Source organism: Bacillus sp. FSL P4-0334 (assembly GCF_038004825.1).
GTDB classification, from domain to species: domain Bacteria; phylum Bacillota; class Bacilli; order Bacillales; family Bacillaceae; genus Bacillus; species Bacillus velezensis.
The window spans coordinates 2555956-2580078 of record NZ_JBBORX010000001.1; the positions used below are offsets into that span (position 1 = coordinate 2555956).

9 protein-coding genes are annotated in these 24123 nt (G+C 43.3%); 8 read left to right on the top strand and 1 reads right to left on the bottom strand.

Annotated elements, in window-relative coordinates:
* Positions 1-2: 2 nt before the first annotated feature.
* From NSQ37_RS13195 to lpdA, 8 genes are all read left to right on the top strand, one after another.
* The gene (locus tag NSQ37_RS13195; RefSeq protein WP_341123943.1) at positions 3-5714 is read left to right on the top strand and encodes a type I polyketide synthase; all 5712 of its coding nucleotides are present in this window, start codon (positions 3-5) and stop codon (positions 5712-5714) included.
* Positions 5714-13105, top strand: a complete 7392-nt coding sequence (locus tag NSQ37_RS13200; protein WP_341123944.1) for a type I polyketide synthase — start codon at positions 5714-5716, stop codon at positions 13103-13105. The genes NSQ37_RS13195 and NSQ37_RS13200 overlap by 1 nt, the downstream gene beginning before the upstream one ends.
* Before the next feature lie 50 nt (positions 13106-13155).
* Positions 13156-17007, top strand: a complete 3852-nt coding sequence (locus NSQ37_RS13205; protein WP_341123945.1) for an alpha/beta fold hydrolase — start codon at positions 13156-13158, stop codon at positions 17005-17007.
* Between the two features lie 32 nt (positions 17008-17039).
* Positions 17040-18131 carry a serine hydrolase domain-containing protein gene (locus NSQ37_RS13210; protein WP_082997962.1) on the top strand — a complete coding sequence of 364 codons (1092 nt, stop codon included), beginning with the start codon at positions 17040-17042 and terminating at the stop codon, positions 18129-18131.
* A gap of 470 nt (positions 18132-18601) precedes the next feature.
* Positions 18602-19717, top strand: a complete 1116-nt coding sequence (gene pdhA, locus NSQ37_RS13215) for a pyruvate dehydrogenase (acetyl-transferring) E1 component subunit alpha (protein ID WP_007611171.1) — start codon at positions 18602-18604, stop codon at positions 19715-19717.
* Positions 19718-19720: 3 nt separating this feature from the next.
* Positions 19721-20698, top strand: a complete 978-nt coding sequence (gene pdhB / locus NSQ37_RS13220; RefSeq protein ID WP_059367064.1) for a pyruvate dehydrogenase complex E1 component subunit beta — start codon at positions 19721-19723, stop codon at positions 20696-20698.
* Between the two features lie 123 nt (positions 20699-20821).
* A complete protein-coding gene (gene pdhC, locus NSQ37_RS13225) occupies positions 20822-22150 on the top strand; it encodes a pyruvate dehydrogenase complex dihydrolipoyllysine-residue acetyltransferase (RefSeq protein ID WP_012117474.1) in 1329 nt (442 codons plus the stop codon).
* A gap of 4 nt (positions 22151-22154) precedes the next feature.
* Entirely contained in the window at positions 22155-23567 is a 1413-nt protein-coding gene (gene lpdA, locus NSQ37_RS13230; protein ID WP_007409663.1) for a dihydrolipoyl dehydrogenase, read from the top strand.
* A gap of 48 nt (positions 23568-23615) precedes the next feature.
* On the opposite strand, the gene NSQ37_RS13235 is transcribed toward lpdA, so the two are convergent.
* Positions 23616-23990 (bottom strand): hypothetical protein, encoded by a 375-nt coding sequence (locus NSQ37_RS13235; RefSeq protein ID WP_007409664.1) that lies wholly within the window; start codon positions 23988-23990, stop codon positions 23616-23618.
* Positions 23991-24123 lie beyond the last annotated feature (133 nt).

Genomic DNA, 24123 nt, shown 5'->3' on the forward strand with positions numbered 1-24123 from the left:
AGGTGGCCAGTAATCAAAACTATCAGTTCACATTAACAATTAAACATACGGACTATATTGTCAGGGATCACCGGGTGCATGGCACCCGGATTATACCCGGTGTCACATTTTTAGATATGATATACCGTATGGCGCTGAGCAAAGGTTTGCCTATTGAAGAACTCGAATGTCAGAATATTTTGTATTTGGAACCTGTAGCAACATCGGATACCTTTGACAGAGAAATCCGCATCCGTTTTCAGGGATTGGAACAGGGATGGGGAATTCAGGCGAAGAGCAGAAAGGTAAAAGATGACCGCATTCTGGATGAAAGCTGGGATGAGAATATGACCTGCAGGCTCATGCAGAAATTCCCGGAAAGCATGAGTTCAATCAATATTGATGAAATTAAACATGCCTCCGCCCGTGAAGCTGATATGGAGATATGTTATGACTATTTAAAAAAGGTTGATATAGAGCATTTTGAATTTATGAAGAGTCTGGGGAAGGTTTATGCGTCTGATCATTCTGTACTTGCAGAGTTGACGCTCAGCCAAATTGCCAATCAATATACCGGCTATTTTCAATTGCATCCCACTTTTCTTGATGCGTCTACCATCATATCGATCCTTTATCAGGCATGTCCCGAATATTTTACACAAGGATCTCCGGCAAGCCGGATGAAGACGTATATTCCCATTCATATTGAATCTTTCCGTATGACGAAGCGCCTGGAAGACAGGTGTTATGTGTACATAGAGAAGCAAGACCAAAATCATGATTCAGGGGATGTCATCCAAGTAAGTTACGGTTTGTACGATGCATACGGGGAGATGATCGCTTATTTTACGCGGCTGTCTGTGAAACATATTCGCTCAAAAGATTTAATTGAAAATCTGAAGCAGACTCGTTTGGAAACTGAAGCGGCTTCTCAGCCAAAAGACAGCCTGATCAGAAAAGATTCAATCATAAATCGAAGCGAAAGCATTGAGACACACCTTAAAGAATTAATATCCGGGGTTTCAAATATAGATCTGCGTGACATAAGGACAGACATTGGTTTTTATGAACAGGGCCTGGATTCAGCTTCTTTGCTTGCCATTGTCAAAGAACTTGAAAACAAAACAGGGGAACAGCTGTATCCTACACTCCTGTTTGAGCAGAAAACGATCCGGGAACTCGCCGCGTATATTAAAGAAAATCAAAAAATGTCCAGTTATTTCTTAACGCGAAATCAATCAGCTGAAAAGCCTGACATGAAAGAAAGTATGAACGAAAATCTTTCCGCTCTTATAACAGAAGGAGACATTCAGCAGCTGATCGCAGATATCAAAGGGACTGCCCCTGAAACACTCTCTGTGGTAAAAGGTTTTTATGAACAAGGCCTCGATTCCGTAACACTTGTGCAAGCCGTAAAGGCATTGGAAGAGAAAACAGGCAGGGAACTGTACCCTACTTTATTGTTTGAGTATCCGACGATTCAAAAACTTGCAAACTATTTTGCAGAGAGCGGCGAAAAAACTTCCGTTGAAAAAGACCTCCCTCTTCATCATGGAGAGAATCATACGGCTCTGACCTATTTAACGCCGCATTGGAGACAAAAGGCTGCCGCTTGGGACCCGAATTGCGGAAATAAAAAGAAAAGAACATGCCTGCTGTTTCAATATGACAGAGAGCTTTTTCATTTTATGCGGGAAAATGCTGAAAATGGATTCGAAAATACACAGATCATTCTCGTTTTATCAGGGAATCGTTTCTCCTATCACGGAGACGGTGTTTATGAGATAGATCACAGGGAGGAAGCTCACTTTGACAGGCTTGCAGCTGATCTGAAAAAAAGGGGGCAAATGCCCGACACCGTGGTTTACGGGTGGCCGGAAGGGTCATTTGCCGGCCCGGAAAAAATAAGTGAACAGCTTTCTAAGGGGGCTTATCCGCTATTCTTTTTCAGCCGGGCATTGATGCGCAGCAAGACGGAAAAAAAGGTTGTATCGCTTTTCCTTTATCCGGCGGACCATAAAAATGATCAGCCGCTTTACGCTTCAGTCCATGGCGCAGGGCAGTCTATTGTGCTTGAGAACCCGAAACTGGCCCTTAAGACAATCGGGATATCAGTTTCAGACAAGTCATCGTTGACGGAACTTACAGCTGAAATCATCAGAGTCGAATCTACGGAAGCTCATCCGGGAGAAACCGATCTTTATTATGAAGGAAATGTGCGCTGGGTCCGTGCCTTACGGGAAGCGGAACCGGCTCCAAACTCAGATTTCTCCTTTAAAGAAAACGGAGTATACATGATTACAGGAGGGGCCGGCGGCTTAGGCCTTATATTTGCTGAACATATCGCAGCCCAAACGAAAGCCAATATTATTTTAGCGGGCCGTTCTGAACTTACGGAAGACAAAAAGAACAAAATCAGCCGAATGAAAGCAGGCGGTTCTTCGGTTCAATATATAAGAGGTGATTTTTCAGATAGCCGTGATGCAGAGCGAATCATAAAAACCATTAAAAGGCAATTCGGAGAAATCAACGGTGTGATACACAGTGCCGGTGTGACGCACGACGCTTTATTGATTCAAAAATCAAAAGATGAAATTCAGGAAGTAATCGCTCCGAAAATAAATGGGACGGTCTTATTGGACAGCTTGCTGCAAACCGAACCTTTGGACTTCTTTGTGATGTTTTCATCAAGCACCTCGATGTACGGGAATATCGGACAGACGGATTACGCATTGGCCAACCGGTTCATCGATCTTTTCGCTGAGTGGCGTGAAGGAATGAGGCGGAAAAAAGAACGCTCCGGCGTCTCAGTAGCCATCGGCTGGCCGCTATGGGAAGACGGCGGCATGAAAGTGGATAAACAAACTGAAAAATGGATGAAACAAAAAATCGGTATGGTTCCTCTTAGTAAAACCAATGGGATCAAAGCTTTTCAAGATTCACTCTCTCTGAACGCATCACAGCTGATCGTGTTTGAAGGTGACAAAGAAAAATTGGAATCTGCACTTCAAGATACCTTCATAGAGGATGAAAACTGCGAGATCCAAATAAATGAGAAAGCTGATACAAGGCATGAGGACATTGCCATTATCGGATTAAGCGGAAAGTATCCGATGGCTGAAGACTTACCTGAATTTTGGGAGAATTTAAAGAGCGGAAAAGATTGTATTACAGAAATCCCGCCTGACCGCTGGAATATGGATGATTTCTTCAGCGAAGACAGAGATATGAAAGGGAAGTCTTACAGCAAGTGGGGAGGTTTTATCAGCGGAGCCGATCAATTTGATCCGCTTTTCTTTCATATTTCCCCAAGGGAAGCAGAACTTATGGATCCCCAGGAAAGGCTCTTTTTAGAAACGGCCAAACATTGTTTTGAAGACTCAGGGTACCCGAGAAACATGCTGGAAAAGATGAAAGTCGGTGTATTTGTCGGTGCAATGTGGGGCCAATATCAACTATTTGAAGGAGAAGAAAATGGAGTGGCTTTCTCGCCGGCGTCCGTCTATTCTTCAATTGCCAATCGGGTGTCTTATTATTTTCATTTAAAAGGTCCGAGTTTGGCTCTGGATACAATGTGCTCTTCATCACTGACCTCTATTCATTACGCATGCCAAAGCATACATTGCGGAGAGAGCGATATGGCATTAGCCGGCGGAGTGAATTTGTCAATACATCCGAATAAATATAAGTTCCTCAGTATGGGACAGTTTCTATCAAGTGACGGCAGATGCCGGAGTTTTGGAAAAGACGGAAGCGGTTATGTTCCCGGTGAGGGAGTCGGAGCCGTATTGTTAAAACCATTGAAAAAAGCAATAGAAGATCAAGATCAAATATACGGTGTGATTAAGGGAAGCGCCGTTAACCATGGAGGAAAGACGAGCGGATATTCCATACCGAATCCGGATGCGCAGGCGGAGGTCATTTCAGAAGCGCTTCGTAAAGCTGACATTGATCCGAATACCGTCAATTATATTGAAGCACATGGAACAGGGACGTCATTAGGCGATCCGATTGAAATTCAAGGACTGAAAGATTCCTATCAATTGAACCATCCTTGCGCCATCGGTTCGGTGAAATCAAATATCGGACATTTAGAATCTGCGGCAGGAATCGCTGCGGTAACGAAAGTGCTTCTCCAAATGAAGAATAAGCAGCTTGTTCCTTCTCTGCATTCCGATATTGTTAATCCGTTTATAGATTTTGATCAGGTTCCTTTTCAAGTGCAGCGGAAAGCGGCTGAATGGAATATTCCGCAAAACAGCAATGCTGTTCATCCTTTGAGAGCCGGGGTAAGCGCTTTTGGGGCAGGAGGAACAAACGCGCATCTTATATTGGAAGCGTATGAGCCGCCAAAAGCTTTTGATCATCAAAGCGGCCGAGTGATCTTTGTTTTATCGGCTCAAGACAAACAACGGCTGATAAAATATGCAAAGGTTATGGCTGATTTTCTATCAGAAAATGAATCGAAGGATAACAATCATAAACTGCGTCTTCAGGATATTGCCTATACACTTCAGACGGGACGCGATCATATGGAAGAACGGCTGGCGATAGTGGCAGATTCCGGGCGGGCCATTGCTGAAGAGCTTTCAGCTTATATCAGGGGTGAAAAAAGCAACTTCAGTCATACCGGTAATACATTCGAATCAGAAGTTCACAATGAAATGCCTCACGTTTGTTCAGATTACGCCGAAGCAGCATCCAAATGGGTAAATGGAAGAAAGATAGATTGGGAGACTTTTGAGGTGAATCGGAATGCTCGCAGGATTTCTATTCCGGGACAACCGCTGATCAAACAGCGGTATTGGATAGCGGAAAAAGGGGAAGCACTTGTTTCAGCGGATGTGAGTAAGCCGACTCACCCTTTCTTGGGGAGTAACACGTCCGATTTTAATCAGTTCAGTTTCACGAAAAAAATCAGCCGTAATCATCCGTTCGCACTAAGTCTGTCTGAAGGAAACGTGTCCTTTTTCCCTTATGCATCTTTGGCTGAAATGGCTATCGTCAATGCAGCGGCGGCATTTGGACAACCAGTTCATACATTGACTGATTTATTGTGGACCGAAAGCATGAACGGAATAACTGATATACGGGAACTGATGATTACGCTGACGCCTGAGCGCGACTTTGCGCGGTTTGACATATATGCAAACACAAAAAATGAGAATAAAGTACGTCTTGCCAGGGGAAATGCGCATATTGCTAAGCCTGAAAGCGGTATGTTTCCTGAAGCGCTTGATATTGCTGAAGTCAAATCAAAAATGACTGAACATCCTGCTGAAGCGCCTTTTGTCATTGAATCAGCGAAAAACAGTGACGGAATGCTGTCGCTTCATTCATTGCCGGATGAGCTTTATGCAAAAAGAGAGAATTTTACGATCTCTCCTGAAGCGCTTGAGTCCGCGATTCAAGCCAGTGCGTTTTTTGTCAGCGGAGAAACCTTCCCGGAATTGATCGGAATGGGAGCGGCGGATGTCTATCACCCTCTCGCTCAAAATTTTTATGTCTATACTCAAAAAGAGAACCGGCAGAACAGCCGTGATGTAACGTGTCATATGACGTTTACAGATAAAAACGGAAGCATTCTGGCAGAGTGCAGAGATGTGAGATTCAGATATGGTCATGAAAAAGACACTGTTCAGACGGACGACGAACTCATTCGTCTCCTGCGTCAATTGGAAACCAATGATATTGATCAGAAGGCTGTATTGAAACAATTAATGGGGGAAGAATGATGAACGGAAAACGTGAACAACTCAGCGATATTCTTGATCTGATTCAAACAGGACAAATGTCGGCTGACGAAGGCTATGCCCGTGTGACATCCATTCAGAATCAAAAATCACGGGCATCGAACCATCCGCTTTTATATTACAAGCCGGAATGGACAGAATCGTTCATTCCGAGTAAGAAGAGCGTACCCTTGACGGGATTGCTCCTGATTTTTGCAGAAAATGAACGGCAAATACAAGAATTGAGCGGTTTGTTTAAGGACTGTACTCTCTTGTTTGTCATCCGCGGAAAAGAATTTGCTGTTTTACATGATGATGCGATTTGTATGAACCACGTGAAAAAAGACGATTATCTAAAGCTGTTCCGATACATTCATGATCATTATCAGCTGCCCGAAAAGATTCTTCACTTGTGGTCTGATTCTCAGGCTGACATGAGTAAGGGAGGTATACAGAAACAATTGGAAAACGGATTGTTTTCTCTTCTGTATATTACACAGGCGCTGATTGAACTAAAATGGAAAAAGATAATAAAGCTGACGCATATTTTTCAAACAGAGAATAAAGAACAACTGCCGCTGCATCATGCTCTCGGCGGATTGGTGAAAACCGTTCACCAGGAACACCCCAATTTTCACTATCAGATTATCAATATCACGCAATCAGAGGGTGAGGGAGCCGCTCTTCCAGCGATAGCGGATATATATCAGAGAGAGTGTGACGAAAAACGGGATATCCATTTTGAAGTGCGCTATGAAAACGGCAGACGTTTTACGAAAAGCTATAATAAAGCCGGCTCATTCGATTTAACCCAGCCGCTGAAACATCATGGGAATTATCTGATTACAGGAGGCCTGGGCGGTCTCGGTTATATTCTGGCAAAACATCTGTCGGAAAAATGGAAAGCGAATCTCATATTGACAGGGCGCTCTGATTTAACTGAAGAGCAGGAGAAAAAGATCGAATATTTAAGAAGTTCAGGTTCAACAGTTGAATATATCCGATCTGATGTTTCAAAACAAAGTGATGCTGAACGGATGTTTGCTTTTGCAAAAGAGCAGTTCGGCACCTTACATGGAGTATTTCACAGTGCCGGCGTACTCCGTGACTCTTTTATCTTAAGAAAGACAAAAGAAGAAATTGATCAAGTCACAGGTTCGAAAGTTTATGGCACGCTGTGGCTGGCGGAAGAAATCAAAAAAATGAAAGTTGAATTACTTGTCTTGTTTTCATCCACATCGGCAGTCTTCGGCTCAGCCGGCCAATGTGACTATGCTTTCGCCAATGCCTGTTTGGATCAGTATGCAGCAGTTATGACCGCAAAAGAGTCTGCCGAAAGGATAGTGTCAGTCAATTGGCCGCTATGGACTTCCGGCGGGATGAATATTGACGATGAAGGAATATCCTACATGAAACAGGAACTCGGTCTTGACCCGTTAGATGACAGTGACGGAATACAGGCTCTGGAGAACAGCTTGTGTCAATCATCTGAACAGCTGATTGCCCTGAAAGGCCGAAAAGAAAAGATTGAGGATGTGCTGAAGCGTGCCGGCACAATCAGCTTACATTCAGACCAGCAGAAAGATGCCGATTTGCAAAACGATGAATTAAGACAAAATATCATCAGTTATCTGAAAAATATAATGTCAGAGGAATTGAAATTACCGGTCTCACTCATAGATGAAAAACAATACCTGGAGAAATACGGCATTGATTCAGTAATGATCATGCGTCTGACCAAAAAGCTGGAGCAAAGTATCGGCAGATTGTCGAAAACATTATTTTTTGAATATCATTCAATATCTCAGTTAGCTGAATATTTCCTGAGTCATCACAGCGAACGAATGATGAAACTGCTGAAACCGGCCGGCACATCTGAACTTGTCTCATATCAAAAAAAGCAAAAAAGAAAACCAGTGGAAACAAAAGCGCCGGTACGCTCTGAAGGAGAAGGTTCAAAAGAGCACATTGCGGCCGATCCCCTTTCTGCTGATATAGCCATTATCGGTGTCAGCGGCAGATACCCGGGTGCGGAAAACATCAGGGAGTTCCAGAATGTGCTGATGAATGGACGGGATTGCGTAAGCGAAATTCCTGATGATCGGAAAGAAATGCTGGAGGGAAGCTGCTATAAGTGGGGAGGTTTTCTGAAAAATCCAGACCGGTTTGATCCTTTATTTTTCCGGATATCACCGAAAGAAGCGGCTTTTCTTGATCCTCAGGAACGTCTCTTTTTAGAGACAGTGTACAATACCATAGAGGATGCGGGTTATAAACCTTCAGATCTGACCCGCAAAAAGGTCGGAGTATTTGCAGGCGTCACATATGGAAGCTATCAATTTTTCGGCGTTGAAGAATCACTTAAAGGAAATGAACTGGCCGTCGGGTCTCCATTTTCTGCAATAGCAAACAGAATATCGTATTTCTTTAACTTTAAGGGGCCGAGTATGGCGGTTGATACAATGTGTTCATCCTCTCTTAACGCCATTCACTTAGCCTGTGAAAGTATACGAAGAGGAGAAAGCACACTTGCTGTTGCGGGCGGGGTCAATCTTACGCTTCATCCCAATAAATATACATTATTAAATCAAAGCCGCTTCTTTGCAAGTGATGGCCGATGCCGGACATTCGGCGAGGGCGGTGACGGTTATGTACCGGGAGAAGGAGTGGGATCCGTACTTTTAAAGCCGGCGGCGGAAGCGGTAAGGGACGGAGATCATATTTATGCGCTGATTAAAGCGACAGCGGTCAATCACGGAGGGAGAACAAACGGTTTTACGGTTCCTAATCCAAATGGTCAGTCTGAACTGATACAGGACGCGCTTCAGAAAGCTTGTATTGATCCTCGTACAATTAGTTATATTGAAGCTCACGGAACGGGAACTTCTCTTGGAGACCCGATTGAGATCACCGGGTTAACAAAAGCGTTTCGGGAATTTACGGAGCACACTCAATATTGTTCCATCGGTTCTGTCAAATCAAATATCGGCCATCTTGAGGCCGCAGCGGGAATTGCCGGTTTGACAAAGGTTCTTTTGCAAATGAAACTGAAAAAACTGTTTCCTTCCATACATGCGGAGACGTTGAATCCAAATATTGATTTTAAAGCCTCTCCCTTTTATGTACAGCGGTCATTGCAAGATTGGAAGAAACCGAAACTGCAGGAAAACGGAAAAACAGTAACTGTTCCGAGAAGAGCGGGGATCAGCTCATTCGGAGCGGGAGGAACGAATGTTCATATCATTATAGAAGAATATGAAGAAACAAACGTCTCAACAGAACATGTTGAGAACGAACCGCATATTGTCCTGTTATCTGCCAAAGACAATGAACGTCTTCTTGAGTATGCCGAAAACATGAGAGATTTTATCCAGCGTTCACTAAGTCCTGAAGTAAAGGATAAGCAGCCTGATATGAAAGAAAAGGTGTATGAAGTACTCAAACCGTTTGTTTCGGAATTGCTTCATATCCATCCGGAAGAAATTAATATTGCTGATCACCTGAGTGAATTTGGCGTAGGACCTTTGGAATTAAGCCGGATGGCGGATTTTATTAACGAAATGTTTCATATTGAACTCACGATGTATGAATTAACTGATTGCCCCTCCATTCAAGCGGTTACTGAATACTTATTGAAGGAATATGCCGGAGCGATAAGAAACCTGTTCCCGAATGAAGTGATGGAAGGCAGCCAATCGGAAAGCGTCGTTTTACGGGATCTGGCATACACTACACAATCGGGCAGAGAAGCGATGGAGGCCAGAGCGGCGATTATCGGTACCTCTCTTAAAGAAATGAAAGATAAATTATTTGAGTTTTGCCGCGGTGACAAGCAAGTTCCAGGCGTATATGTTCATCAGCAATCAGCAGATGCATTTGCTGAAAAAATGAAGGCGTTAACGGAAGGCAGAGCAGGTGAATTGTTTGTAAAGACCATTATTGAGAACGGTGAAGCGGAAAAGCTGGCTCAATTATGGGTTTGGGGGGCGGATATCGACTGGAAATCCGTTCATCAACATTTACAGCAGCCGGGTAAACGGATCTCAATTCCGACTTATCCGTTTGCAAAAGAACGTTATTGGGTTCCGTTCAGGACTGAGAAGACAGAGATCCCTCAGCATTCTTTTCAACATCACTTGCAAAAAAAATGGAGGGAAAATCCGTTTGTTAATCCATCCGAAACAAAAGAGTACGGACTGACAGTAGCATTTGTAAATCAAGACACAGAATCAATTGCCCGCACCATTTGTTCGGATATAGATCAGGAGAATCTGATTGTCATAAAACATCACTCTTCATTTATAAAACACTCTGATCAAATGTTTGAGTGTTCTTTATTAGATGAAAACCACGCATACGACGTTATCCGTGAGATCTTCTCGGGCGGTGAGCGGCAGGTCCAAAATATATTTGATTTCTCAGATATCGGAAACCAGAGTGACAATCAGAACGGCATCCCATATGGTAAATTCTTATTTATACAAGAAATAATTAAGCGGAGTAAAAAGGAAACACCATTATCCATTTTACAAATCACCAATGGCTTGCAGGTATTTAAAGCGGAAAAACCAAAGCTGACGGGTGCAGAATCAGCGGCTTTTCTGAAAGCCCTTTCTGCGGAATACGGCTTTGTTCATGTGAAAACAATAGATATAGACAGCATGAAAGAAACGCATGAGCTGAAACAAATCTTTGAGAATGAAAGGGCGCAATGTACCGGAGAGAATGAAGTATGCTACCGCAGCGGCGTCAGATATGTTCCGTATTTTGAAGAAGAAAGAATCCATACCGGCGCGCCTGTTTCATTTCCTGCGGATAAAGCCATCGTGATTACCGGCGGGACAGGGGGCATTGGCAGAGCAATAGCTGAAGATTTGGTGAAACGGGGAGTGAAAAAACTCGTGCTGACGGGTACGCGTCCATTACCTTTGCGAAGTGAATGGGATCATTTGCTGAAAGAGGGCAGACAGGACGAAAAGACAGTCAGCAATATAAAACTGTTTCAAAGTTTTGAAGAGAAAGGTGTCAACTATCTGTATTACAGCGGTTCTCTCACAAATGAAGAGAAGCTGCGTTCATTCTTTCACCAAGTAAGCCTTGAATTTAAAGATATAAGCGGTGTCATACACTGTGCCGGACTGCACAGCGGCGGAAATCCGGCCTTTATTCATAAAAGAATGAGTGAATTTAAGACGGTGTACGGGCCGAAAGTCACTGGACTTCAGAATTTGGAGCGGATTTTTAATAATAGGCCGCTGGATTTCTTTATTCTATTTTCATCAATTGCAGCACAGTCACCCAAACTGTCGAAAGGAATGACTGATTACGCGTCTGCAAACGCATATATGGACTATTTCGCGGTTTATCATTTTCAAAAGGGGAGAACGTATTTCACGTCCATCAATTGGCCGAGCTGGAAAGAAGTCGGAATGGGTACTGTGACGAGTCCTTTATATGATGAATTGGGATTGGACTCTCTTTCCACACGGGAAGGACTGGCGATTTTGTATCATGCACTGGAGAAAAAATCGGCCAATATCATTCCTATCGTGAAAAAAGGAACAGTGTTTCATGCAGACAGTCTCCTGAACATCAATAAAACCGGCGGAGCTTCGGTTCCAGTCCGAAGACAGGAGACTCCCGACACTTTTGATCATTCAGAAGGGCTTGTCAGTGAACTTTCTGCCGTATTTGCCGAGGAATTGAGCATTCCCCTTGAAAAGCTTAACCCAAATACGGATTTTCAGGAATACGGTGTGGATTCTATACTTCTTGTCAGCATTATACATCGAATAGAAGCAATGATTCAGAAAAAAATTGACCCTACTGTGCTTCTTGAACACAACACGGTTCATGGTCTTGCGGAATATATCGGTAAGACGGCGCCGCCGTTGAAGAAACAAATCGAACAGACTGATTCTCAAAGCAGCAATCAGCAAGATATGCAAGATATGCAGTCTGTGACGAGCCGAAATACAGAACCGCAGACGGCTTCCTCTGCAAAGATAGCTGTTATCGGAATCGGATGTAAGTTCCCTGGAGCGGCTGATAAAGAGGAATTTTGGGACAATCTGAGAAAAGGGAAGAATCATATTAAAGAAGTACCTGATTCCAGGTGGAATATAGAAGAAAATTACTCTCCGGTCAAACAAAAGGGAAAAAGCATCAGCAAATGGGGAGGATTTATCAATGGAATCGGCAGCTTCGATCCGGAGTATTTCCGCATGGAAGAGGAGAAAGCCATCCAAACGGACCCGCTGATAAGACATTTCTTAGAAACGAGTGTACAGACTGTACGGGATGCCGGTTATGAAGAAACGGAATTATCGGGAAAAAAAGTCGGCGTATTTGTCGGTTCCAGAATGGGCGGTTACGGTCACAAACTGCCGAAAGAAAGCAGCAGCCACATCGTCGGGCTTAGTCAAAACTTTATTGCTTCACATGTGTCGCATTTCTTTAATTTTCACGGTCCAAGCATGGTTTCTGATACCGCTTGTTCTTCTTCATTAGTCAGCATTCATTTAGCCTGCCAAAGCATAAAAAACGGTGATTCAGAGATGGCGCTGGCAGGAGGAGCGGATCTGCTTTTGGATGAAATTCCTTACCTGATGTTAACAGAAGGAGGAGCTCTTTCGCCGGACGGTCAGTGTTTTACTTTTGATGAAAGGGCAAACGGTTTTGTACCCGGAGAGGGTTTTGGCGCTGTTCTGTTAAAACCGCTGGAGAAAGCGAAAGCTGACGGTGATCGGATATACGGTATCATTGAAGCATCAGCTATTAATAACGACGGTGCGACAATGGGAATTACGACCCCCAATCCTAAGCTTCAAGAGCAGGTTATTCAAGATGCATTTGAAAAAGCCGATATCACTCCCGGATCAGTCAGCTACGTCGAAACTCACGGCACAGGCACGATGATTGGAGATCCGATTGAGCTTCAGGCTCTGACAAAAGTATTCCGAAGAGACACAAACAAAACGCAATTTTGCGGAGTAGGAAGTGTGAAAACCAATATCGGACACTTATTAAGCGCTGCCGGAGCGGCAAGTTTCATTAAAGTGATTTTATCAATATGGCATAAGGAAATCCCGCCTACATTGAATTGTGAAACGCCAAATCCGCGCTTTGAATTTGAAAAGTCGCCTTTTTATCCGAATACAGAGCTGAGAAGCTGGAAGGATGGAAAACGGAGGGCGGGCATCAGCGCTTTCGGTTTTGGCGGAACAAACGCCCACCTTTTGGTAAGCGGCCTGGATGATTCATATCATTCCGTCAGAACTCCGCTGCCGCCTGCTGAGTTTGTCAGAAAAGAGTACTGGCCGGATTCAAATCGGAAAAAACAAATCAAACAGAATAAAAAACGGCTTCTTGAAATTATTGATGAAACAGAGTAGCACCTGCTCTGTTTCTTTACTTTGTAAAAGAAGAAAGGTTGTCGAGTTGCATGAGGTTCAGCGTATTAGTCAAACATGACGATTATATTGTTTCAGACCATGTCCTTCATCAAGTGCGTACGATACCCGGCGTAACGTATCTGGATTTAATAACACGATTTTTAGCTGAGAAAGGGATATCACCCCGAAGTTTTGAAATCAAACATGTTTTATTCCGTGAACCTGTTGCGACGTCAGTCCATTTTGATAAAAAAGTCACCTTCCAGTTTACGAAACAAGAAAACGGCTGGCTTGTTGAAACAACAAGCAGGAAATGGGTCGCTGAAAAGGCGGAAGGTGAAGCGTCAGTCAACTTGCAGGCGGAAATCATAAGAAAAAATGCGATAAAAGAAAAGACAATTTCAATCGAAGAATTAAAGAAAGGGGCCGTCCGGACTTCGGATGCTGAATCCGCCTATCGTAATTTGCGCAGGGGCGGCCTGATTCATAAAGATTTTATGAAATTGGAAGGTACAGTATATGAAGGTGAAAATTATATTCTGGGAGAGGTCAGTTTAAGCGGACTTTCAAAAGAATATACAGATGACTTTTACATGCATCCCGCATTTTTGGATGGGTCTCTCAGCTTGTTGGGAATCCTTACATCAGACTTGCCGGATGAAGGAACAAATGCGTTTATCCCTATATATATTGAGACATTCCGGGCACTGCATAAAACAACTGGGTCTTGTTTTGTGTATATTAATAAAACCAGTATAACGCAGCCGCCTTCTAAAGACATTTTATATGCGGACATAGAAGTATACAGGCCTGATGGAGAGCTTGCTTTTTATTATGAGCGATTCGGTGTGAAAAGAGTCAGAAATGAAAAATCAATACAAAGGCTGGAGCATTCCCAAAAAGCTAAAGAGGTCGGCAGCGTAGCGAACAATAAAGAAATGATCAGAAATAATTTGATCCAAGAGATAGCCGGCATGATTGAAAAACCTGCTGAAACAGTGAAGAATGATATTTCCTTTTATGAGATGGGCTTGGATTCTAAACAATTATTAGACTTATCCAAAAAATTAGAACTGATGTTAGGTTCAAAGCTGTACCCGACTTTATTATTTGATTACTCCACAATCGGTGAATTGACGGAATTTCTGCAGGAGAAATACGGAGCTAACATTACAGACTCTATCTCTGATACAGTTCAGCACCAAGACAGTCATAAAACATTAACAGATGAGCTGTCATCCATTATTGGAGAGGTTACAAACACACCGCCAAATAAAGCGGACAAACACCAATCTTTTTACGAACTGGGTCTTGACTCAAAACAGCTGCTGCATATATCGAAAATGCTCGAGGAAAGATTGGATACACAATTGTATCCGACATTGCTTTTTGATTATAACAATATTCATGATTTAGCGGCTTATTTAGAAGAAAAATATGATGTGCGTAATACGCCGGCCGCAGCTTTTAAAGAAAAAACGCAAACGAAAGAGCCGTCTGAAAAGCCGGTGCTTGAATCTTTATATTTACAAAAAGAATGGATAGAATCGCCATTAAAGTCCGGAGAAGTACCTAAGGAAAATACACTGATTTTCGATTTCGACAGTTCATTGAGTGATGAAATCCGAAAGTACATCGGCAGTGAAAATGTTATTTATGCGGAAGCCGCCGCTGAATATGAAATGGTAAATGAAAAGCATTATAAATTTAATCCGGAGCAGTCTGCTCATTACTCCAGACTGTTAGAAGATATGAAAAAGTCCGGAGCATTTCCGGCGTCAATCATTCATTACCTGTCAAAAAAAGCTTATACTGAGGCAGCGTTAGATCTGACTCACAGCTTTTATTCAATTCTTTATTTGAGTAAAGCTTTGATCCATCAAAAAGTAAAAGAAAACATCAACATTCTGTACGTACATGACAAGGGTCAATATACAAATCCGGTTTACGCCGCGATTGGAGGCTTTTTTAAAACGCTGAATGCGGAGCAGCCGAATATAAAGTGTAAAACGGTTGAGATTTCTTCAAGACAAACCATTGAAAAAGCACCTTTGCTTCTCAATGAATTAAGTGCCGGACATCATCAGGCTGTGAAATATGACGGCGATCAAAAAAGGCGGGTGACAGCATACAAAGACGCTTCGCTGCAAACAGGACAAAAGGCCGCAAAGTTTGCAAAAAACGGGGTGTATCTCATCATCGGAGGATTAAGCGGCATCGGCTGGATTATTTCAGCGTTTCTTTATGCAAATCACGGAGCCAGCGTTATCATTGCCGGGCGATCGAAAATGACAGCAGACATGGAAGAAAAATTAGACAGCATCCGATATGACGGGGCAAGCATTTCTTATATCCAGGCTGACATGTCAGATAAGCAGCAGGTCATCAAGTTAGCGGAAAAAATTCGTGCTGATTTTTCCGAAATCAACGGGGTCATTTACAGTGCAGGCGTGTTAAAAGACTCTCTCATTATGAATAAAACAGACGCGGAAGCTCAAGCGGTGCTGCAATCAAAGGTCAATGGTGTGATTCATTTGGATGAAGCGCTCAGAGATATGCCTTTAGACTTTTTTGTTTTGTTTTCTTCCATCTCCTCAGAAATCGGAAGTCTGGGTCAAGCCGATTACGCTTACGCCAATCGTTTTCTGGAGCATTTTGCCGAGTGGAGGGAATGTATGAGAAAGGCGGGGGGAAGATCAGGAAAAACCATCGCTGTAAATTGGCCTTTCTGGAAAGACGGAGGCATGTCAGTTGATCCCGGCATTCAAGATATTATGAAAAGGGAGTACGGACTTCACCCATTAGAAAATACTGCCGGAATCAAAGCTTTTGAACACTCGCTTCTCGGCCGAGGCCACCAGCTGATCGTGTTATACGGAGAAAAAGAAAAAATACAAAACGATTTCAAGCCGTTATCCGCCCGTTCAGCACCGCCTCTGGTAAGAGATTCAGCGATTGCAGCCGATTTTGATGCTTCGTCAGTCGTTACGGAAGAAACCGAGAGTCCTTTCCGAATACTCGGCACGGCTTCCAATCGTCATCTCGACGATTATTTGCATTATTGGAGCAGACTGAAGAAAGGAGCCCTTCAGCACAATCAAAGCGATGCCGCAAAAAAACTCATCGCTTTTTACCAGACAGAAGAAACGGAAACCGTTCATTTTCTGGCAAACACAGAAAATGCCCGGCATATGGAAATATTGATGAGCGGTAAGGGTGAAACAATTTTACTGATTTGCGGTTTTGCTACCACTGCTTACATGTGGAAAGAACAAATGAAGGAGTGGGCAGATCAATTTAATGTAATTGTCATACACACACCGGGTTACGGGCTGAGTGAGGGGAGCGCCGATTTTACACTGAGCGGGCTGGCTCAGACTTTTATCGAAGTGCTGAACGAGATAGGGGTTGCTTGGCCGATCCACATTGCGGCAGCTTCTTGGGGAGGCATGATAGGGCAGAGGATAGCCTATGAATACCCTGAAAAAGTAAAAACGCTCATTCTTTCCGGAAGTTACACCGCATACGAAGAAGACCCTGAAAGCAGTGTCGAGGAAAAACTGAAAAATGATTTTATAGCTATAGGAAAGTCGCATGAATATGAAAGTTTATACAGTAATCAATTCTTAAATGCTTCTATTGAACGTTTTATGAAGATACATCAACAAGAAGGCTATTCTACGATCGGCTTTTTAAAAGACATTCATACAAGAACGCTTATCCTTACGGGTGAGAAGGAAAGCGTAGTTGATCAGAAAGAAACAAAAAGGCTGCGGAAACTGCTGAGCAATGCAGAATTAAAGAAAATTAAGGGAGCGGGGCATCTTCCGAACATCACACATCCGGAAGAATTTAATAAAGCGGTGTCAGAATTCATCAAGAAATCAGTAAGTAAGGGATGAAAACGATACATACAGTACAGGGGGAGAAAACAATGAAACAAACATTAAGCAATCCGGCATTTGATATGAAACAAATTAACGCTCTTAACGGCCATTATCAGACGATGATAGACAATGGAGATCTGCAATGTGCGAGTTATATGATGTCAAGAGGAGGTGAGGTTTTTGCAGCTGAGTCGTTAGGGGAATTTACCGGCGGACAAAAAGAAAAGCAAACATTTCAGCTTGATACAATCAGAGAAATCGGTTCTTTGACAAAAGTGTTTACCGCTGTAGCCGTCATGCAGCTCGTCGAAAAAGGTTTGCTCGATCTGAAAATGCCGGTCAAGCTCATTTTGCCAGCGTTTGATAAACCGGGTTTCGGAGAAATTAAAATTTTGCACCTTTTGACTCATACGGCGGGATTAAGTTTTGAGCTGGATATTCAAAAGGCTGAAGGCATTGACTTAACGAATGAGGAAGAATGGATAAACTATCTGGTTCGTACGCCTTTGGAGTACGGAGTGGATGAAGCATGGAACTATTCCAGAACCGGCTTTGTTATACTTGGCATCATTATTTCAAAAGTAACAGGCGTATCCTACGAACAGTATGTAACAAAGCATATTATTGAAGCGCTCGGATTAGAAAGAACGTATTTTTATGTGCCTGATGCTTTAAAAGAAGAAGTTTGTGTGATCAATGAGCACGAGTGCGTACAGCTGGAAAAAAGTCATCACCCGTATTTTCCGAATAAAGCGACAAGCGGTCTGTACTCTTCATTGCGAGATATTTGGAAGTTAGCTGAAATGTTTAGAAATAAAGGCAGATTGAAAGATAAGAAGCTGCTTGGAAGAAAAACAGTCGAAGCGATGCTGAGAAATCAAATAAAGCCCGGTCTTCCTTTTTACTTCTTCGGAGCGCCCAGAGAGGAAGGCGGCTTTGGTTTAGGCATTAATTTGTGGCCGGCCGGTGACCATTATTTCATGACAGAAGGCACCTTCTCACATCTTGGAATGGGGTGGTGCGGCATGTTTTCTGATCCAGCCGAAGATTTTACGTATGTATTTTTCACTCCGATTTCCGAGTTTCATCCTCATGCCGTGCTGACGCCGCTGAATATCGTGTGGGCGGGTATTGAATAATTAGACAAAAGCATCGTCCCGTCTGTTCGGCAGGCGGGACGATTGCTAACTGCCCGTTTTTATCCCGCGGCATCTTTTCAAAGCCCGCCCCTAAGTTAAATAACTTAATTTACACTTTGTAATTTTTTTTAATTATAGTACAGTAGAGCATTTTTATAATACAGTTTAAAGTCTTTTATAGTACAGTTTGGCGCAATATGATCTTAAGTTTTATAAGCGGTTTCAAAATGAGGTTATAAATGATTGACGGCTTTGTTTAATTACTGTAAACTATGGTTGTTGATCATATTGTACTAATAAAAAATCTTTTTTTATTAGTACAGTTTAAACGTCATTATCTTTGCTTAAGCGCTATGTGAATTTCTGAATGATTAATTTTAGAATTGCAGAGCATGATAAGACTGTTTTTAATACGGATGGCTAAACGGTATCCTAACCCTGTTAAATCAAAAGAAGAGGTGGTTTAAAAAATGGCTGCAAAGACAAAAACTTCAATTGTTGATAGCAAAAAACAATTTGATGCTATTCATAAGCAGTTTGAAACGTTCCAAATTTTAAATGCTGAAGGAGAAGTCGTAAATAAAGACGCAATGCCTGATCTTTCAGATGATCAGTTAAAGGAATTAATGAGAAGAATGGTGTATATCCGCATTTTAGACCAGCGTTCAATTTCTCTTTCCCGTCAAGGACGTTTAGGTTTCTATGCACCGACAGCGGGCCAGGAAGCTTCTCAAATTGCATCACACTTCGCGCTTGAACAGGACGATTTTATCCTTCCGGGTTATCGTGACGTTCCTCAGCTGATTTGGCACGGTCTTCCTTTACACCAGGCATTCCTGTTCTCAAGAGGCCATTTTAAAGGTAATCAGATGCCTGAGGGAGTAAATGCTTTATCACCTCAAATTATTATTGGTGCTCAAATTATCCAAACCGCAGGTGTAGCTTTAGGTCTTAAAAAGCGCGGTAAAAAAGCGGTAGCTATTACTTACACTGGTGACGGCGGAGCTTCTCAAGGTGACTTCTATGAAGGAATGAACTTTGCCGGAGCATTTAAAGCGCCAGCGATCTTCGTTGTTCAGAATAACCGCTATGCGATTTCAACTCCTGTAGAAAAGCAATCATCCGCACAGACAATTGCCCAAAAAGCAGTTGCCGTCGGTATTACAGGTGTTCAAGTAGACGGAATGGATGCACTTGCCGTTTACGCTGCAACCGCAGAAGCACGCCAGCGCGCAATTAACGGTGAAGGTCCGACTCTGATTGAAACTCTTACATTCCGTTACGGACCTCATACAATGTCCGGTGACGATCCGACTAAATATCGTACGAAAGAAATAGAAAATGAATGGGAGCAAAAAGACCCGCTCGTACGTTTCCGCAAGTTCTTGGAAAACAAAGGACTATGGTCTGAAGAAGAAGAGAACAAAGTGATTGAACAGGCCAAAGAAGAAATCAAACAAGCTATCAAAAAGGCTGACGGCGAATCAAAACCGAAAGTAACAGAGCTGATTGAGAATATGTTTGAAGAGCCGACGTTCAACTTGAAAGAACAACTTGAAATTTACAAAGCGAAGGAGTCGAAGTAAGCCATGGCGCAAATGACAATGATTCAAGCGATCACTGATGCGTTACGCACAGAACTGAAAAACAATGAAAACGTTCTGCTTTTCGGGGAAGATGTAGGCGTTGCCGGAGGCGTATTCCGTGCAACTGAAGGCCTTCAAAAAGAATTCGGTGAGGACCGCGTATTTGACACGCCGCTTGCTGAATCCGGTATCGGCGGTCTGGCTCTCGGTTTAGGCCTGCAAGATTACCGTCCTGTTATGGAAATCCAATTCTTCGGATTCGTATATGAAGTAATGGATTCAATCTCAGGACAAATGGCTCGTCTCCGCTACCGTTCCGGCGGACGCTGGACTTCTCCGGTGACAATCCGTTCTCCATTCGGCGGAGGGGTTCATACACCTGAACTTCACGCTGACAGTTTGGAAGGCCTTATCGCTCAGCAGCCGGGTATTAAAGTTGTTATCCCATCCACTCCTTACGATGCAAAAGGACTGTTGATTGCCTCTATCAGAGACAATGATCCGGTTGTTTTCTTAGAGCATATGAAACTTTACCGTTCTTTCCGTCAGGAAGTTCCTGAGGAGGAATACACAATTGAGCTAGGCAAAGCTGATGTGAAACGCGAAGGTACTGACCTTTCTATCATCACATACGGCGCGATGGTTCATGAGTCGCTTAAGGCTGCTGAAGAGCTTGAAAAAGAAGGCGTTTCTGCTGAAGTTATCGACCTTCGCACTGTAAGTCCGCTTGATATTGATACGATTATTGCTTCTGTTGAAAAAACAGGCCGCGTAATTGTCGTGCAAGAAGCTCAAAAACAAGCCGGCATCGCTGCCAACGTTGTAGCTGAAATCAATGACCGCGCGATTCTGAGCCTGGAAGCTCCGGTTCTGCGTGTTGCGGCGCCTGATACAGTATTTCCTTTCTCGCTTGCTGAGAGCGTATGGCTTCCAAACCATAAAGACGTTCTTGAAACTGCGAAAAAAGTTCTTGAATTTTAATCAGGCATCATAAAAGACGGTAAAGAGAGTCCTTTTCTCTTATATGAAGGAGTCTGTTTACTAGGTTCAATGCTTGCGAATGCATAACTAAAATTTGCTTAATCAACTAGGAGGTCGAAAACTGTGGCATTTGAATTTAAACTTCCGGATATCGGGGAAGGTATCCACGAAGGCGAAATCGTAAAATGGTTTGTTAAGCCGAACGACGAGGTAGAAGAAGACGATGTTCTGGCTGAAGTGCAAAATGATAAAGCAGTGGTAGAAATTCCTTCACCTGTTAAAGGAAAAGTATTAGAATTAAAAGTTGAAGAGGGAACAGTTGCAACTGTTGGACAAACGATTATTACGTTTGACGCACCTGGTTACGAAGATCTTCAATTTAAAGGAAGCCATGATTCAGGAGATGCGAAAACTGAAGCTCAAGTTCAGTCGTCTGCTGAAGCAGGGCAGGATATCTCTAAAGAAGAGACTCCTAAAGAGCCTGCAAAAGAAACCGGCGCAGGACAGCAGGACCAAGTGGAAGCTGATCCGAACAAACGCGTGATCGCGATGCCTTCCGTACGCAAATATGCCCGTGAAAAAGGCGTGGATATCCGTAAAGTAACAGGTTCAGGCAATAACGGACGTGTTGTAAAAGAAGATATCGACAGCTTTGCAAATGGAGGAGCGGCTCAAGAAGCGGCACCGCAAGAAACAGCTGCACCTCAGGAAACAGCTAAACCTGCAGCGGCTCAGGCTCCTGAAGGCGAATTCCCTGAAACACGCGAAAAAATGAGCGGTATCCGTAAAGCGATCGCGAAAGCAATGGTGAACTCTAAGCATACTGCACCGCACGTAACTCTTATGGATGAAGTTGACGTAACAAATCTTGTTGCTCACCGCAAACAGTTCAAACAAGTTGCTGCTGATCAAGGCATCAAGCTGACTTATCTGCCTTACGTCGTCAAAGCATTAACATCCGCTTTGAAAAAATTCCCTGTTTTAAACACATCTATTGATGATAAAACAGATGAAGTGATCCAAAAACATTACTTCAACATCGGAATTGCAGCGGATACCGAAAAAGGCCTGCTTGTGCCGGTAGTGAAAAATGCCGACCGTAAAGCCGTTTTCGAAATCTCTGATGAAATCAACAGCCTTGCAACAAAAGCGCGTGAAGGCAAGCTTGCACCTGCGGAAATGAAAGGCGCTTCTTGCACGATCACAAATATCGGTTCTGCCGGAGGCCAATGGTTCACACCGGTTATCAACCATCCAGAGGTTGCGATTCTCGGTATCGGCCGTATTGCTGAAAAAGCGATCGTCCGTGACGGTGAAATTGTAGCTGCTCCTGTCTTAGCTCTTTCTCTCAGCTTTGACCACCGTATGATTGACGGAGCAACTGCACAAAATGCGTTAAACCACATCAAGCGTTTACTGAACGATCCACAACTTATTTTAATGGAGGCGTAATGTTATGGTAGTAGGAGATTTCCCTATTGAAACAGATACTCTTGTGATTGGTGCGGGACCCGGCGGCTATGTAGCTGCCATCCGCGCTGCTCAGCTTGGACAAAAAGTAACAGTCGTTGAAAAAGCAACTCTTGGAGGCGTTTGTCTGAACGTCGGCTGTATTCCTTCAAAAGCGCTCATCAATGCAGGCCATCGTTACGAGAATGCAAAACATTCAGATGACATGGGAATCACTGCTGAGAACGTAACGGTTGACTTTACAAAAGTCCAAGAATGGAAAGCTTCTGTTGTAAATAAGCTTACCGGCGGTGTTGCAGGTCTTTTAAAAGGAAATAAAGTGGATGTTATAAAAGGGGAAGCTTATTTCGTAGACAGCAACTCTGTCCGTGTAATGGATGAGAACTCTGCGCAAACATACACATTTAAAAACGCAATCATTGCTACCGGTTCTCGCCCTATCGAATTGCCAAACTTCAAATATAGCGAACGCGTTCTGAACTCTACAGGCGCACTTGCGCTTAAAGAAATTCCGAAAAAGCTCGTTGTTATCGGCGGCGGATATATCGGTACTGAGCTTGGAACAGCGTATGCGAACTTCGGAACTGAATTGGTTATTTTAGAAGGCGGAGATGAAATTCTTCCTGGCTTCGAAAAACAAATGAGTTCTCTCGTTACCCGCAGACTGAAGAAAAAAGGCAACGTTGAAATCCATACAAGCGCCATGGCTAAAGGCGTTGAGGAAAGACCTGACGGCGTAACAGTTACATTCGAAGTAAAAGGCGAAGAAAAAACGGTTGATGCTGATTACGTATTAATCACTGTCGGACGCCGTCCGAACACTGATGAGCTCGGCCTTGAGCAAGTCGGTATCGAAATGACTGACCGCGGTGTCATTAAAACAGACAAGCAGTGCCGCACAAACGTACCGAACATTTACGCAATCGGTGACATCATTGACGGACCTCCATTGGCTCACAAAGCGTCTTACGAAGGTAAAATCGCTGCCGAAGCTATTTCAGGAGAGCCGGCTGAAATCGATTACCTCGGTATTCCGGCGGTTGTATTCTCTGAGCCTGAACTGGCTTCTGTCGGTTACACTGAAGCACAGGCGAAAGAAGAAGGCATTGAAGTCGTTGCAGCTAAGTTCCCGTTTGCAGCAAACGGACGTGCGCTGTCTCTTAACGAAACTGACGGCTTCATGAAGCTGATCACTCGTAAAGAAGACGGTCTTGTAATCGGTGCGCAAATTGCCGGCGCAAGCGCTTCTGACATGATTTCTGAATTGAGCCTGGCGATCGAAGGCGGAATGACTGCTGAAGATATCGCAATGACAATTCACGCTCACCCGACATTGGGCGAAATCACTATGGAAGCTGCCGAAGTAGCAATCGGAAGCCCGATCCATATCGTAAAATAATAATGTAACAAAGAAACAGCCCCCCTTTTGTAAAAGCGGGGGCTGTTTTTATTGTGCAAGCACATGCTGCATAGGTTTGATGATATCCTCTTTTTTCTTTACGGATCCCTCAATCTTCATGACCACATGCCGATGATTGATCACCATCAGCGCAGGGAACGTGTTGATTTCCTCTTCCCATCCCTTTCTGTTGTCATAAACCTTCATTTGATCGACATGATGGGGATATTTCTTTTCTAAATCAAGAATCGCATCGTAATAAGGCACTTCTTTATCTATATGATTTTCATCGGAAAAAAACAAGATTTGAGTGTGATGAATGCTGTCGATCCGGTTTTTTGTGAATGGACTGACAGTAGAAACCGAACAGCTTGACAGAACGAACAGCATCAAAAAAAAGGGAATCACCGTACGGTAGCGCATCTATCTTACTCCTCTGTTTTATATAATATATGGGTTCATCCATTTATAAGCCTATATCAAGTGTATCACGAGAGGTGAAAAACCTAAGGCTTGTTACTGAATTGTTATATAATTGAAACCGTTTTTAATGAAG